The organism is Bradyrhizobium sp. 147 (genome assembly GCF_023073935.1).
GTDB lineage: Bacteria > Pseudomonadota > Alphaproteobacteria > Rhizobiales > Xanthobacteraceae > Bradyrhizobium.
This window is the reverse complement of the sequence record NZ_JADPKL010000067.1, coordinates 92,514-106,773: the sequence shown is the minus strand read 5'-3', so window position 1 is coordinate 106,773 and position 14,260 is coordinate 92,514. Positions and strand designations below refer to the sequence as shown.

Sequence of the window (14,260 nt, the reverse complement as noted above, 5' to 3'; positions counted from 1 at the left end):
AGAAGATCGCCATGTATGGATTGATCGTGGTGTTGACCATGCTCGCACTGTGCAGCATCGTGTTTGCCGGCGAATTGGCGGGGCCGGCAAAGGTCATCAGCACCGACACCCTTGAAATTCACGGGACACGCGTTCGGCTCTGGGGCATCGACGCGCCGGACAAAACTCAAATGTGCCGAGATATCAACGTCAATCAATATCGATGTGGCCTCAGGGCCGCGAGCGATCTTGAAAGCTTCGTTGCAGAGCGCGAAGTCAGTTGTCTGTCAGTCCTGGAGGATGAGTGTGGACGGACGATGGCGATCTGTTCAGCTGATGGCATCGATCTCGCAGAATGGTTGGTGCGTAACGGTCTCGTGCTCGATTGGGCGCGATACTCCAGGGGACGATACCACGCTGCGCAACGCGCGGCCGATCGTGCCGGACGGGGCTTGTGGGCGGGCAGCTTTGCCGTACCTTGGCTATATCGAGCGTGCATTCGGTTAGGTGGTCGACCAGCCAGCTGTTCTGACGACGCGAATGCACACCCTTGACTCGTATTCCCCACACCAGAATATATGCCAGAGTCGGTTCCGCACAGAGTGGCAGTCACGGGCGAGCTGGCCTCGACCGGCAGTGAAGCTTACCACTGCCGCCCAACCATGCTCAAAGAAGTAGGATGGTCTCAATCGTAAGCGCGAAAGTCGCAAGACAGAAATCGCAAGCGCCGCAGGAACGCCATCGTTCTCGGCGTAATTCTTCGGAACCATGGACTCGCGGTCATGCCAAGGCGGCGCCTTTTCGAGTTCGAGAGAGAGCCGCATTTACTCGGAAGAATGGTGGGCTCTCCGGAGCCTAAACAAGACAAAGGCGTGGCACGGAACAACAATCAGAGTCCGCTGGGTACAGGTTGAGCGGAAGAAAGAAGGCTACTGGCGTTCAAGGCACCACTGGGCGAGGTAGGCAACACGAATGAGGCTTGGGATGCAGCCTACCTCCACGCCATTCGCCTCAAACTTTTAGGTTTTGACATGCCCAGAGCGCGCAGCTGTGCCCAAAGGTCGCCAGATTGCTGTCCCGCCAAAACTCATACACTCGCGCTCAAATCTGATGGACCAAGCAGGTGCGACGCTTGCTCAACGCCGCCTCCCAGGGGCCATCGAAACGACGGTAGTCGAATTGCGCCCTTTGCCGCGGGAACGCCGCATAGGTACCTTTCCGGACTTCGCTGCTGTTGGCGATATCGGCCGCGATTGCCTTTTCAAGCCACGGCTGCTCCGACATAGGCCAGCATTTGGCCGGGCGGGTAAGAAGCCTAACACCGCATGAGCGGTTTCGGTGACAAAGACGTGTGGACCTGCCTTGCACGCGCCGATCACAACAATGCCACAGAAGACAATGCAGCTGTTCGTTCGGTTGGAAACAGCATGGCTCTCTGACAACTGGCTGGAGATCCGCTGAATGAGCAACACCGCATGCGACGAGCGCAACTGCTGCGGCAGCCCGAACAAAAACGTCAGATCGCATATCACCTCCCGAACACGAAGTGCGCGCCTTCCAGAACGAAGCGTGAGCCACTGAACTCGCAGCGTCGCTCCCATGCCCTCGTTGTGTGCAGACTCTGTGCCGACGGGCACGATGCAAGCTCCCGGCGTGTTTCAATCGCGATGTCGTCCACGCGACAATAGCGGTCGTTGTTTAAACAAGCCGCGGGTCTGAGGTCGAACACGAATCGAATGCCGTGCGCCGGTGATTTCATGAACGCTCCTGCGAAAGAGATTGGGTGATGGAGCTTCTTTGGAACCACACAATGAAGTCGCACCGGTGATTCGAGGAGCGGAGCTGAGCTCACTCAGAGATCGCAAGCTCACCTGACTGCGATCAGCTGGGTTCATTGCCGTTCTATTCGCACGGCGATCTCGGCAGCGAATTCTTCGTGCCGTTCTGGGTGGTGCTATTGTGCCAGACCGATGCCGGTGGGACCCTGATGGGCGGCTGGCGTATCGTGCGCTAGGGCTTTCGCGTCACGACCAGGTCGCGGCCAGATGGTCTCGGCCCACAGGCCTTGCATCAGCATCTTGTGCTTGGCCACTTTCCTCGCCATTATCGGCGCCGCGCCCCTCAGCGGTGCGCTGGAACGTGGCCAGCTCGATCGTCTATGCCTGCAGAATGACGTGCCGGCCTCGGCGATCCTTGCGGCGCTGACCTGGTGGGGTCAATGCTTTCGATGTTTTCGTCAGGACACGAGCTTCAGCCCGACAATGCCGGCGACGATCAGCCCGATGCTGGCAAGGCGAAACGCGGCGGCCGGTTCTCCGAACAGGATGATCCCGAGCGCTGCGGTGCCGACCGCACCGATGCCGGTCCAAACCGCATAAGCAGTTCCAATGGGCAGCGTCTTTAGCGCAAGGCCGAGCAGGATCACGCTGCCGGCCATGGCCGCGAGCGTGAGCACGGACGGAACGGGCTTGGTAAAGCCCTCAGTGTATTTGAGGCCGATTGCCCAGGCGACCTCCAGCAGGCCGGCGACCAACAAAATGCTCCAGGCCATGGCGGCCCTCCGTTCATGGCAGGGTCGTCCCGCGGCTGATGTGGTGATGAGCTGGAAGGCCACCCTTGCCAGGGCTCGCGATTCGCTTCGAGGGGTCAACTTCTCTCAAAAATCAGCATTCCGACGTTATTGGTTCGGCGAATTCACACGATCGACAAAGTAGAAAGCCGTCCGTTCCGTTCATGCGATCGGCAATCTTGCAAAAAGCTGCCCCTTCGAAGAGATCCTTGTACCTGTCGCGGAGAAGGTTGCCCAGAACGTGTCGTCGCTCAAAATCCATGCAGCAGAAAGTAACGTCGCCGTTTGGGAGAAGAACATTACGATATTGCCGTTCGTCAGGGCATGTCAGTGCTCCAACGATTGGCTGCCGCGCTCCAACCATCTTCTCGCTGTTGCCAGCCCTGCTGCCCGGCGGACGCGAGCGAACCAGCGCTTCGTCAGGAATTATGCCGACAAGTTCGGGATGCACCTCGCCCATGACTATGAAGAGCAACGATGAAATGTCGGCATCGACAAGTTGGCGCATCAAATCGACATAGTTGCGCCTAACGAGACCACTATCCATGTGCGTGCCGTCATCAAAAACATGCACCAGGAAAACGCGGAACTGCAGCGCACGCAAGCGTCTTAGATCCCGCCCGTTCATCCCTACCAGGGTTGTGAAAATTCGGATTCCATGGCCACAAGCATAGGCATGCTCAACCATTTCGGTGCAAGCCGGATTGAGCCAAGGCTCCGAATACCCGGAAAAGCTGATGTCGACAGCTGCTGGTACGCGCGCCAGACATCGCTTGAAATCTTGGAGAGAAAGATGCTTCACGTCGGATATCGCTCTTTGCCGTTCGGCAAACTTGTCCTGCGGGCAATAAGAACATCCGACGACACAGCCCGTTGTCGTAGTTATCTCCAAGACCCTGCCGCCACTGATTGCGGATCGCAGCTCCTGTAGAGTCATCGATTCTATATTGTCCACTTTCGCGCTCCGCGTTTGGAACAAAGAGACCTTGGGGGACCGTCGATTTGCATCTCATGCCGGTTCGCCCATGCATCATTCTCGATTCGTCGTCCATCAGCGCGAAACGGCACGGTCGCAAGCGCGATCGCGACAGATGAAGAAAGCGGCACGGCTCTCTCTCCTTAGCGCCCCAGTCCAGCAGCATTGGACGGCTGTCGAGTGCACATGCGTCGATGGGGTTGGTCTAACGTCTCGCTTATTCCAACAAGCATCAGTCATGCCATTGACGGTACTGTCCATAACTCGATACGTCCGCGATAAATGTCGTCCCAAATGCCGCAACCGAGGCGCAACTCTACGCAATCGATAGCGTACAATATGACGCTACGTGCGATTCAAGCTCTCTCGAGAATGAGTTGAATGGCAGCTTTCTTATGAAAAGTGACGGTGTAGCCGCCGCCCCGAGCGCCACGTCATCATGATCAACGTGGCCGGCATCGACCCGCGAAGTTCCGATTGCGAGTGCCATTGGTCCCGTCGAGAATGCAAAGTCTTCGCCTTGATCCAGCAAATCGCGAATTTCAACAGTTGAAAACGCTACTCACCATAGGAGTGAGCGGGCGCGATTTGCGCGAATCGGGACACGGATTAGCCTATCTGCCGACGAGGTGCCGATACGGCCGGGAAGTCCTCTCTTCAGCAAGCTAACACAGATTGTGAGCTCCGCATGTCGCGAGCCACCCGTCGAGTTTTGCGATCGAGAGCTTTCACCAGCCGGGAACCACTCATCCTTTCATCATCGACGCCTGCCTGGTATGTGTTTGGCCTCAGGCCGCGGTAATATCATGATCGCGATGACAATCTCGTCATCGAGCCTGACCCACAGGCTATTCACAAATTCCAGGAAAAGCAGAGTCCCTTGGGCTTCTCTTTCCCGCCTGCTGCGTGGCGCGTCTCCGCGGCATTGTTCAGCAATAGCGGCCCCGAACCTAAATCGCGGGAGGAGGGGCATTCGCAATGGTGCTCGGATGCTCCTCGCCGGGGGCACTCGGGAAAGGGGCTCGCCTTCGGCGATCGCTATCACTGCCCCGTTCCCGGGTGCCGCTGTTAACCGGTCGCGTCGCTGCACTCGGACCCGCGTGCCCCTTCGGGTCGCTATGCTCACGCTCTCCGGGTGCCATTTTCCGCTGAGGCGATGCGCCGTTGGCGCACGCCTGATCAGGCTTGAGGTGCGAGGGATCGACTTTGAGCTGAAAGGCACTTTTCAGCGCTTCCGCCGGCGCCATTTAGCGACCTTAGCGTCTCATCCCAAATTTGAATGGCATCGGTCAGATAGGCACTGCGCGTGACCGTCAGACCGCCTCTAACGCCTCCGACAGAACCATATCCGGGACGCTGCAGAAGAGCATCGTTTTCGCAGTCTGCTGAAAGACAAGTTCGCCACCAATCCCGTGATCGATTTCCAGGTGGAGACGCTCGACGGATGTTCGGATTATGAATGTCAGGGTAGGTCCTTCGAGATTTTTCGGTTGCTCAAGAACGTGGGGCCACAAAAGGCGGTCCCTTCAGTGCGACGAGGTGGCGCACGTTGTCATCCTCGGCGGCTACCCCCATTTCGCCGGATCCGGCAACGCTGGTCCGCTCTTGAACCCACTTTTCGGAAGTCTGTTTCCGGAGGGCAGCTTAAGCCAGTGTAAGTTTTGGTAACTCGCCGAAAGGCGCCGTTCGTACGCTATCCGTCGCCGGCCTATACATCCAGACGCGCCGAGACAGTTTGCCGCTTTCAATGCGAAGCCCGCTGTGAGCCGCGCCAACTTCTCCGAGATGAAGGCGCGTGCTCCAGCCTCGACGTCCCGAGCGTTTGGCTCGCGCTCCTATTCAAGGATGTCTTGCTGGATCGTTTTCCGAGCCAGGGTTGGCACGATTTTCTCGATGGTCTGCATTAGGCATCGAGGCCGGGGTGACTTCTGCGGTGATCGTATTGCTTGCCGAATTGACCGCAAGCAGATCCCGCAAGCGCTCCATTCGAGCGATCTGGAATGGGTGGGGAGGCTTGGTCATTTGGGCAGCTACCTCCGATCAGAGGACATCGACAATCGAGCAAATGATGAGCGTGGCCACAAGGAGCATCCGCTGCCTTGACTGATAATTGTAGCATGACCCCAGCCCGCTCCATAGATGCGTGCCATTTCGCGGTGAGCGTTCTTGACAAAGGCGCGCTCGATGCAACGTACGACAATGAGTGAAGCGACTAACGCGAAGCCGCAAGCTAGAAGTGATTGATAAAGCCCCATATAAAGCTGCTGCCGGCGACCGTGCCGAAGATGAGCGCCGCGCCGGCATAGCGAAAAAGTACAATCACGATGTCCCCCTCAGGCCTGAATTGTCTGAAGGACTCTACACTACTTTGGCAGAATCTGTTTGCGCCACGGTTTTTCAAGGAGTTGTTTTCGGCAGTACGGGCACTGCTGAGACGGCGGTCGAAGGATGAGATCGACGATGGCGTGGCGTACGGCGGGCATGGTTGGTTGAGGCGGAGGCCCGTTGATTCTTTTTTTCCGCCCCGCGTGTGCGAGGCGGCGGTGTTGCAGGAAGGCGTATGCAATCATAGTCATCAGGGCGTGACGATGAAGACCTTGCCACGATCGCCCTTCGAAGTGATCGAGTCCAAGCTCCTCTTTCAACTGCTGATGCGCCTGCTCGCAAATCCATCGTGCCTTGATGGTCGCGGCCAGTGTGCGCAGATCGGCCGCCGCGGGCAGATTGGCCAGATAGTATTTCTTCTCCCCTGAGGCGCGTTGCTCGCCAATGAGCCAAGCTTCGTTGCCTGGGAGATGCTGCTGACCCTTATCCCATATCCGCTGCGGAGGTCCGTCGGCGGTGCGGACACGGACAGCAGCAAATCGGGCTTTCAGTCGACCTTTCGTCCCGCTGCGCGCCAACTCACGGTCTTCCACTTGGCGCTCGCCAGCATGTGTTCTGCCGCGATCGATAAAATATCTGGCACGTGGTGCTTTCGTGGTCGACCTCGAACTTTGGTCACCGGCCAGATGAGCTGCACATCAACAGGCTATACTTTGAGATGTCGAGGGATGCCGACGGCCCAGGCCAATCCGCGTGCCGTCAGTCCTTGTCGAAACGGCGCGCTATGCCCGTATCCTGCATCCGCCAGCACGCACCCAAAGCGCACGTTGGCCGCGATCGCGCGGTCAATCTCGGCCAAAGCAATTTCCGGCTTGGACCGTGGGGTTCGGTGTTCGACCGGCACGCGGGCGCGCTTCAAACGAGACACATTGCTTGTCCAGCTCTCGGGCAGAAAGAGACGCAGCGCGACCATTACCGGCACTTCGCCGCGCGCAAGTGTCAGTCACACCAGCGTTTGGCAATTTGCCGTTTTGCCAAGAGCCGACGCATATTGAGCCGCGACACCGACTGAGCGATCACCCTTCTTCGGCATTGCCGTGTCGTCAATAACGAGCACGGCATCCTGGCCGCCGACAAGCCGGTCGGCCTGATTGAGCAGTTCCGATTCCAGCGGTGTCGCGTCCCAGACACCATCGGCGATGAAATGGTGCAGTTGATCGTAGTTGCCCGATGCAACGCGCTCCGCCATCGGTTGAACGCTCTTGCGATCGCGGGGACCGATTAGCCCCGCAACGTACAGCGGACACATCCGCTGTCGGGTCTTATGACCCAGCCGATCCAGGAACGGCTTCAGCCAGCGTTCGAGTTCGTCTTCCCATTCTGCCATGGTCAGCCCTCCAAGAGCCGACCACCCATGAATCATTGAAAAATCGATTCGGGAATCCTAATAAAAGGCTCAAATCCAACAATCTGCCAAAGTAGTGTCTAGCTCTGCAGCCATAGCGATCAGCGGCGTTTATGGCAGTCAATCGCAGCTTTTCTTCTTAGGGCCGGGATACGAAGCTCTTCTTTGGATCGGCTCCCCGAAGCGCCGCCGCCCGATGACCACGGGATGTTAACCAACGCACTACCGGCAATCTCATCTGCCCATTGCGGACATAACGATCAATGGCGGATTTGCCGGCGGTTTGCTAGCCACCGAGACCATCTATAGGTCGTGCAATATTTCCCTCGGCTTTGAACTGGCCACACAAATCCTCGGAAGCTACAGACCGCCCCATCCTGAATTGTTCGAGTTAACAGGAGTGGAGTTATCGCGCCTGCATTTCAACGCGTACTCAGCCGCCGCGGCGAAGGCATTCCTGGATTTCGTTCGCGCTAGCGACGCGAACGGGGCGTTCACATGTCAAAATCCATCCGAGCGCGGCTCACGCCTTCTTTCCTGTGGCTCAGTGCCTCATGCGCTGGAAGAAATCGTTTATTGTTCAAAACGGCAGGAATTCTGCATCAGTGTCCTATAAGGACCTTGTAGTGCGTGGAGCGTCGAACGAGAACGAGTTGCTCGTCACGTGCAGCAGACCCCAGCCCCGTAAAAAATCTGCAATCCGCATACCTTCTCCTTTTCAGCCAAGCGAAGCGTACCGCACTTGGAAGGAGCGCGGCGGGGGATAACGTGAGTGGTTGGCTTGAAGGGAAGATGCAACCACTGGTAAATGATAGTGATGCTAATGCTGATGCTCAACCGCCTTCGGTAAGCGCATGATGAGATCGTTTATCGTTGCCGCATATACGCTGGTGCTGGCTGGCTCTCTCTCGGCCATCCCGTCTAAGGCCCAGCAATCGCCTGCTCCGACCAAAGGCCCTGCTCCTGGAGCTCAAGGTTCTACGCCGGCGCCGGGCGGGGAGGCCATCGCCGCCAGTGATCCACAGAAGCAGTGCGTGCAGCCCGGCGAGTTTGCCGTGCAGTTGCGATCTGGCCGAAATCCGGTAGGTGCCCCCATCGTGATTGCCACGAACTTTCTGCCGACGAACCAACGCGTCGACGTTGGTGTGCGCGCGCCATTCATAGATGGTGTGCGATACTTCGCCGGCATTGACTACGGCGATGAGACTTACCTCTTCAAACGTCAGGACGCCGTAACTCATCGCGCGACAGAGTCCGATCTGCTGGTGCAGAAACACCTCCTCGAGCCGGATCAGACGATCGTCACGCTGAACATGAGTGACGATCTGGCTTGGTTTTGGAGCAGAGTTAATCTGTATCTCTACACGTGCAACAATCCGGTCGGACAATCGCCTTGGCGTGTCTCATCAGTGAGTGTCCGCCTTAGTCCGTATTGGCTTAGCATATTCGCCGGTGGCGGCTGAGGTCCTGGTCTTATATCTTTGGACCGCGTTTGGCGGCGCATTCACCTAGTTGCGGTCTGAGGGGGCTAATATGAGTAACGATGGAAGTGTTGCAGTCTGGTGCGTCCATCGGACCAGGCAAGGAGGAGCCACGGCTGAGGTTCACTGCAATTATTGGCGCGTGGCTGGTGATGTCGATTTTAGAGGAAGGAACGGTCGAGTTCGAGACTTTTTGGAGTTGGGTGTCTGGCTATGCGAGCCTACTCAGGTAGGGAAGGTAAACATCTTCCTTCCATTCTTTTTGCCGGTAACAGCTATTGAGGATTGTGCGCCGTACTTCGCACGGGTTGAAATTGCGCAGGGGATCTTCAATGAGCCTCTAACCTGCAATTCGCGAAGAGGCCCACAGTGCGTGGAATTGCTCAAGGAGGGAGCTCCTTTTTGCCGCGTCCATATTTTTGTGACGGAAGATGGAGCGCTAGATGAGAGGCAACTTGCGGTCTCGGAGAATTCCGGAGGCACTTTGCTCACCATCACAAGGCAGGCCATCGATGAGGTGTGTACGAACCTAACGCCAGGATCGCCCGTGTATTTTCGGCTCCGGATGTATATCGACAATAAGGAGCCGTTTGTTCGAACAATTACTCCGCGTGATCGTCTGTTTCAAAGTGGGTTCGATGAGGTCGAATACGTCGACTTGAGGCTCAACGAGGCGCGTACGTTGCCGAATCGAGTAGAGAATCTTATGCTTGCTGACGCCACCGATAGGCCGCCGGTGACCATTACCAGGGTCGCATTTTTGACTGCCGTTCCTGTGCTTGCCGACGTGACGCTCAGTAGCCGGCTTCTTCATAAAAGCCGCCTGTTGGAGCACAATTTTTGGAATGATTATGTCCCAAGTGGAATTCCGGATGGTATGATGGTTTACCACTGGCGGGAGATAGACCCGGTCGGGATCAAAGATTTCTCGGCGTTTGTGAAGATGCAGACGCGGCGCACAGGACGCCAAATTTTGAAGAATTACTTGGCGATTGCCTTTGCGTTTGGCGTCTTGGGTAACCTTACAGCGTCGGCGATTGAGCCTTCGCTGACAGCTATCCTTAAGAGCGGGCTCTCATCGCTGACTTCTTCGTTTGGAAAATGACAATGACGAGTGCAACTGTCCTTCTGAACGGCAGCTCCATGGAAGCGCCCCTGACTAGGCAGGAAAGCGAGGCGTTGGCCTTCCTGATCCCACTTTCGTACGATTATCCGGGGATTGAGAGTTGGTTTCGTACAAAGGTCGTTCCCGGCCTTCGAAACGAAAGCCGAATATTGCTTCGTGTCGAGAGACACGGGCAGTTGGTTGGATTGGCTATCGGAAAACGAGAGCCCGAAGAGAACAAGATCTGCACTGTTCGGATTGCGCCTAGCCATTATGGGCGCGGTATTGGCGTTCGCTTGTTCGATGCAGTGCTTCGCTGGCTGGATGACGACAAGCCACATCTGACGGTCAGTGAGAATCGGTTACCGGCATTTGAACGCATTTTTGATTTCTATGGATTCAACCTGACATCGGTCCAGCAAGGGCTATACGTGCCGAATACCTCAGAAATTGTGTACAACGAGCATGTCACTCCGCAGCGCTACTTAGGTGCGCTAATCGATCCGTCTTCGGGCTACGATGCGCTCGATAAGCGCTTCTAGATCGCCGCCGTGCGACGTCGTTCCAATCTCTAGAGGTACGCCCAGTTCGTTTGCGTAACTTTCGCAAACCGTACGGGCGACTTCCATCTGAATTTTGAGTTCTTCGGCCGTCCGAGAGGGCCGAAAGCGACGGTCGTTTTTTCGTCTTTCTATTATCAGTTCTGGCGGGGCCTCTAGAAGAACTAGGCCCTTGGGTTCCATGAAGCGAACGACATCAACGGGAATTTTGATCAGCTCATGATCGTTGTCGATGACGCTATGTGCGTCAATCAATATGTCTGATGTTTCGCGGCCCAACCGATAGCGTTTGAGTGCCTCTCCGATAAGATGCTGATTTTGCAGTATGTTGCCTGCAACATCTGTTCGGAGAAGCGCGCTGTCAATGTTTTTCGCGGCCTGCAATAACTTTCCGGCGCTCGTGTGCAAAACCGACGGATGTCGCGAGACGTAGGAAGCGCAAGCGGTCGACTTACCTACCCCAGAGATACCAAAAACAAGCACAACCCCGATTTTACCACTCAGCTGGTTCAAAGAAGGGACGCTCCTCGATGGCCGACATACATGAATGACTGAGGTGGGGTGAAGTTTTCTACGAGTTGAGTAGGGTTTATGTGCTCTGCAAAAGGCCTGACAGCGCCAATCTTGAGGGCATAGGCCTGTGTGCGCCCGCAGAAATAGCCATCATAGTATTCCTTTGAAATACCCGAGCCTGACCTAGTTTTGAGCCACAGCTGCTCCGGATGGCCCTCCAAGATCTCCGCAATGTCAAATTCGCCTACCAGCCGGCCGACAGGGCGCGTGCAGTAAATGAGCACCGTCTTGATGTCCCGCCGCGAGAATATCTTTCGCCTAAATTCAAACGTTTTCGCGCCAGAGAGGATGTTCTCAACGTGAGTAGGCTTAATCGATAACAATACGCGCATTTACGTCTCCCATCTCCACAATTGCGCGAAATTGCGTCGGTGTAAGTTCACGAAGATCCCATCGAGGATGTTCTGTGACATGCGCCTCTTCCATTAACCGGCCACGAGTGATGCGCCTATTAAAAGCGACATTGTATGTCATGCGCGCAACATACAAGCGGTCGCTTTCCTCGTACTGCTCTCGCAGTTCGTCCTCAGTGAAAACGCTGTGGGGAGCCGTGTAGTCCAAAAATGCCTCGATATTCGCGAAGTCTCTCTTACGACGAACTTCTTCTATGATGCAAATGGATGATGCAACAGAACGGTAGTATGCTGGCCCTTTATGATCCGTTGTCCGATAGATCACTACCGCATCGCCCGGAGACATGCGGGTCAGCGGTATCTTGCCGATATAAACCTTATGGATAGTGTTCGTGTGGGAGACGTCCCGAACGATGTCGCGAGGCTCGTTATTCAGGATTGAGTCTGGCAAGAGCTGCGTGTGGAATTCGGGGTATACCGCGAGCAGCCAAGCCTTCTTTCCAGCAGTGTGCACGAATGGATAATCACTGATCATGCCGCCCGAGAATTGATCGAGGCGTCTAGCGTATACCAGTTCCTCGCCGCTATCTGTTGTCTTCGTCCCAACCTTCTTAAAACCATAGCGTTCAAACAAACGGATAAGGTCTTCGTGCACATCGAAGATGGTCACGTAGATGCCGTCCATATTCTCGTCGATGGCGGTATCGAAGATTTTTTTGAGCACCCGCTCGCCCAATTTAGTACCCCGTCCCTCTATCTTCAGGGTGCCTACTTTCAGCCATTTGAGCTTCGGTAAGGGCGGGGTGACGTCAGACACTGCGCCCTCTTCGGATTTGAGGTAAATCATGCCGCTCAGGACGGAAGCGTCGTCCTCAACTACATAAACGTCCGCGTCCGCTTTTTTGGCAAACCAATCCGCGAAATCGACGTAGCCTCTCTTAAGACTGTCAAAGAATGGGTCGCTTAGACGGAGTTCTCGGAATTTCGTTAGTCGAAGCTGTCTGGTTACCACGTTGCCTCCCCATGCCAAGTGATCACAACTTTTAGACTGATTTGCGCCGCCCTTACAATCTCCTGTACATCAGGTAGGGCTTTCTTGCGCCGGGGATTCGGGGGGTGAGGTTCGTGCGACAGGAAGCAAAGATGTACCTTCATCCCAAGGATTAATGGTGCCCGACGAAAGGCATTAGCGCGGCTGGAGGCGACTGAGCGCACCACCGCGCTGGGAATTCACAGCGGAGGAGGCGAATGCGTTAATTCGTTCCGTTTGCCGGTCACATTCGAAGGGAAGCGTTATTTGCGCGGACGTTCTCGCTCGCGCACGACTTCCTTCGCCCGCTTGTCGGACCGGAGCCCGAGGTAGACGGGCTGGCGCAGTTCGCCCTTGCTCGTCCACTCCGCGAACTTGACCTCGGCAACGAGCGAGGGCCTGACCCAGGTCGTGGCGGCCTCGTCCTTCACTTTGGCAGGGAACGGCGATTTAGGGGCCGTCAGCTTCACGAGCTTGCCATGCAGGTCTTCCAGGATTTTGTGGCTGAAGCCGGTGCCGACATGTCCGATATAGCGCCATGCGTCGTCTTCCCGCACGGCGAGGACCAGGGCGCCGAAGAATGGCCTGGTGCGCCTGGGTGCCGTGAAGCCGGCGATCACCACTTCCTGACGCTTTGCCGTCTTGATCTTCAGCCAATCCGCCGTTCGGCTTCCTGATGTATACGCGCTGTCTGCGCGCTTCGCCATGAGGCCTTCCAAACCCTTCCGCTCGGCATCGACGAAGAATTTCGTGCCGTCTCCTTTGCGGTGAGTGCTGAAGGCGATCAGCCTGTCGCGCGGCAGAATCGCCTTCAGCCGCTTCTTGCGCTCGAGGAGAGGCTGCCTGCGCAAGTCCACTGCGTTCTCGAACATGAGGTCGAAGGCGCAATACAGGAGCTTCGCTTCATGGCGCCGCGCGTTTTGAAGCAGCTGGAAATGTGAGACGCCGTCCTTTCCGATCGCGACGAGCTCACCGTCGATCACGGCGTCGCCCTTCACGCCCTCCAGCGCTTTAGCGACCTCGATATAGCTGCGGCTGATGATCTTGCCGTTGCGGCTGTAGAGTGCAACCTTGCCCCGCCGGATTTCTGCGATCATCCGGAAGCCGTCATACTTGTCCTCGAAAACCCAGCCGGGGTCGTTGAACGGCGCGTCGGTGGCGAGCATCGGCTGCAAACGCTTGGGCAAGGGCGACGTCGGGCTCATTCGAGGTCAATCCTTCGGAGCGCGTTGCGAAATGCATGGACGTCCTTCAAGGATTAGGGAACGCTTCGAGGCCGCGTCGTGTTCCGCAGGCGTCGTGGCGTGAGCACGATCGATCGCGGAGGGCGGATCGGACCGATGGCCAGAAAACTGAAGACCTATCAGACCTCGCTGGGCTTCGTCGGTCAGGCGATCGCCGCTCCCTGCATGAAAGCGGCTCTGGAAGCGCGGGGCGCAGATAGCAATCTCTTCCATCAGGGCGCGGCAAGGGAGAGCCACGATCGGGACGTCGTCGCCGCGACCATGGTAAAGCCCGGCGTCGTTCTCAGGCGGCCGGCCTGATCCGACAGATCTTCAACGACCCGACCGGAACCGAACTTACCTTTCGCGGTTTGGAAATCGTATTCAACACTAGGGAGCGCCCCATGGGAGAGCGCCGCAGAGTGAAGCAGACCCGCTCGCTTGAAGAACGAATGGCCGAACAGGCCAATAAGCTTAAAGAACGGGCGAGCCAGTTACCGGCTGGTACGGAACGTGAGAGTTTACTTAAGCGAGCCAGGATCGCCGAGACCGGCGCGCATCTAAGCGACTGGCTGACGTCGCCCGAATTGCAGCCACCCAAATAAGCCTTCGGAACGACTGTTCACTTTGGTACTCTCAGGAACATCGACACGGCACGCGGTGATTCGATGCTCCAAATGA

General features: G+C 56.5%; 13 protein-coding genes and 2 pseudogenes. 7 read left to right on the top strand and 8 right to left on the bottom strand.

The window, feature by feature from the left end; all coding sequences use genetic code 11:
* Window positions 1-11 precede the first annotated feature (11 nt).
* A complete protein-coding gene (locus IVA87_RS15135; RefSeq protein ID WP_247297568.1) occupies window positions 12-533 on the top strand; it encodes a thermonuclease family protein in 522 nt (173 codons plus the stop codon).
* Window positions 534-1,873: 1,340 nt separating this feature from the next.
* Window positions 1,874-1,993 (top strand): inorganic phosphate transporter, encoded by a 120-nt coding sequence (locus tag IVA87_RS15130; protein WP_247334058.1) that lies wholly within the window; start codon window positions 1,874-1,876, stop codon window positions 1,991-1,993.
* Window positions 1,994-2,215: 222 nt separating this feature from the next.
* Here the strand turns inward: IVA87_RS15130 and sugE are convergent, their stop codons facing one another.
* The 4 genes and pseudogenes from sugE to IVA87_RS15110 form a co-directional block, all read right to left on the bottom strand.
* On the bottom strand, window positions 2,216-2,530 hold the full coding sequence (gene sugE, locus IVA87_RS15125; RefSeq protein ID WP_247279066.1) for a quaternary ammonium compound efflux SMR transporter SugE: 315 nt from the start codon (window positions 2,528-2,530) through the stop codon (window positions 2,216-2,218).
* 112 nt (window positions 2,531-2,642) lie between these two features.
* Complete coding sequence (locus IVA87_RS15120) at window positions 2,643-3,350, bottom strand: SPASM domain-containing protein (RefSeq protein ID WP_247334057.1); 708 nt, start codon at window positions 3,348-3,350, stop codon at window positions 2,643-2,645.
* Window positions 3,351-5,363: 2,013 nt separating this feature from the next.
* Window positions 5,364-5,546, bottom strand: a complete 183-nt coding sequence (locus IVA87_RS15115; protein WP_247334056.1) for a hypothetical protein — start codon at window positions 5,544-5,546, stop codon at window positions 5,364-5,366.
* 375 nt (window positions 5,547-5,921) lie between these two features.
* Window positions 5,922-7,272 (bottom strand): annotated as a pseudogene (locus IVA87_RS15110) (IS701 family transposase).
* Window positions 7,273-8,108: 836 nt separating this feature from the next.
* Between IVA87_RS15110 and IVA87_RS15105 the strand changes: the two are divergent.
* The 3 genes from IVA87_RS15105 (at window position 8,109) to IVA87_RS15095 (ending at window position 10,382) form a co-directional block, all read left to right on the top strand.
* On the top strand, window positions 8,109-8,717 hold the full coding sequence (locus tag IVA87_RS15105; RefSeq protein ID WP_247334055.1) for a hypothetical protein: 609 nt from the start codon (window positions 8,109-8,111) through the stop codon (window positions 8,715-8,717).
* A 391-nt stretch (window positions 8,718-9,108) separates the two neighbouring features.
* A complete protein-coding gene (locus tag IVA87_RS15100) occupies window positions 9,109-9,840 on the top strand; it encodes a hypothetical protein (RefSeq protein WP_247334052.1) in 732 nt (243 codons plus the stop codon).
* 2 nt (window positions 9,841-9,842) lie between these two features.
* Complete coding sequence (locus IVA87_RS15095) at window positions 9,843-10,382, top strand: GNAT family N-acetyltransferase (RefSeq protein ID WP_247334051.1); 540 nt, start codon at window positions 9,843-9,845, stop codon at window positions 10,380-10,382.
* On the opposite strand, the gene IVA87_RS15090 is transcribed toward IVA87_RS15095, so the two are convergent.
* The 4 genes from IVA87_RS15090 to ligD form a co-directional block, all read right to left on the bottom strand.
* Window positions 10,335-10,913, bottom strand: a complete 579-nt coding sequence (locus IVA87_RS15090) for an AAA family ATPase (protein WP_247334050.1) — start codon at window positions 10,911-10,913, stop codon at window positions 10,335-10,337. The two genes, IVA87_RS15095 and IVA87_RS15090, sit on opposite strands and share 48 nt — an antisense overlap.
* Entirely contained in the window at window positions 10,910-11,305 is a 396-nt protein-coding gene (locus IVA87_RS15085; protein WP_247334049.1) for a hypothetical protein, read from the bottom strand. Before IVA87_RS15085 ends, IVA87_RS15090 begins: the two co-directional genes overlap by 4 nt.
* Entirely contained in the window at window positions 11,283-12,338 is a 1,056-nt protein-coding gene (locus tag IVA87_RS15080) for an N-acetyltransferase (RefSeq protein WP_247334048.1), read from the bottom strand. The genes IVA87_RS15085 and IVA87_RS15080 overlap by 23 nt, the downstream gene beginning before the upstream one ends.
* A gap of 281 nt (window positions 12,339-12,619) precedes the next feature.
* Window positions 12,620-13,561 (bottom strand): non-homologous end-joining DNA ligase, encoded by a 942-nt coding sequence (ligD, locus tag IVA87_RS15075; protein WP_247334047.1) that lies wholly within the window; start codon window positions 13,559-13,561, stop codon window positions 12,620-12,622.
* A 135-nt stretch (window positions 13,562-13,696) separates the two neighbouring features.
* Here ligD and IVA87_RS15070 point away from each other — a divergent pair.
* Together IVA87_RS15070 and IVA87_RS15065 are read left to right on the top strand one after the other, a co-directional pair.
* Window positions 13,697-13,897 (top strand): annotated as a pseudogene (locus tag IVA87_RS15070) (cell envelope biogenesis protein TolA); the annotation flags it as partial.
* 86 nt (window positions 13,898-13,983) lie between these two features.
* The gene (locus IVA87_RS15065) at window positions 13,984-14,184 is read left to right on the top strand and encodes a hypothetical protein (protein WP_247334046.1); all 201 of its coding nucleotides are present in this window, start codon (window positions 13,984-13,986) and stop codon (window positions 14,182-14,184) included.
* Window positions 14,185-14,260 lie beyond the last annotated feature (76 nt).

Bases quoted from the DNA above. Each gene is read 5' to 3' on its own strand.
- IVA87_RS15095 (WP_247334051.1), top strand. From the start codon at position 9,843: ATGACGAGTGCAACTGTCCTTCTGAACGGCAGCTCCATGGAAGCGCCC.
- IVA87_RS15115 (WP_247334056.1), bottom strand. From the start codon at position 5,546: ATGACCAAGCCTCCCCACCCATTCCAGATCGCTCGAATGGAGCGCTTG.
- sugE (WP_247279066.1), bottom strand. From the start codon at position 2,530: ATGGCCTGGAGCATTTTGTTGGTCGCCGGCCTGCTGGAGGTCGCCTGG.
- IVA87_RS15065 (WP_247334046.1), top strand. From the start codon at position 13,984: ATGGGAGAGCGCCGCAGAGTGAAGCAGACCCGCTCGCTTGAAGAACGA.
- IVA87_RS15105 (WP_247334055.1), top strand. From the start codon at position 8,109: ATGATGAGATCGTTTATCGTTGCCGCATATACGCTGGTGCTGGCTGGC.
- ligD (WP_247334047.1), bottom strand. From the start codon at position 13,561: ATGAGCCCGACGTCGCCCTTGCCCAAGCGTTTGCAGCCGATGCTCGCC.
- IVA87_RS15085 (WP_247334049.1), bottom strand. From the start codon at position 11,305: ATGCGCGTATTGTTATCGATTAAGCCTACTCACGTTGAGAACATCCTC.
- IVA87_RS15135 (WP_247297568.1), top strand. From the start codon at position 12: ATGTATGGATTGATCGTGGTGTTGACCATGCTCGCACTGTGCAGCATC.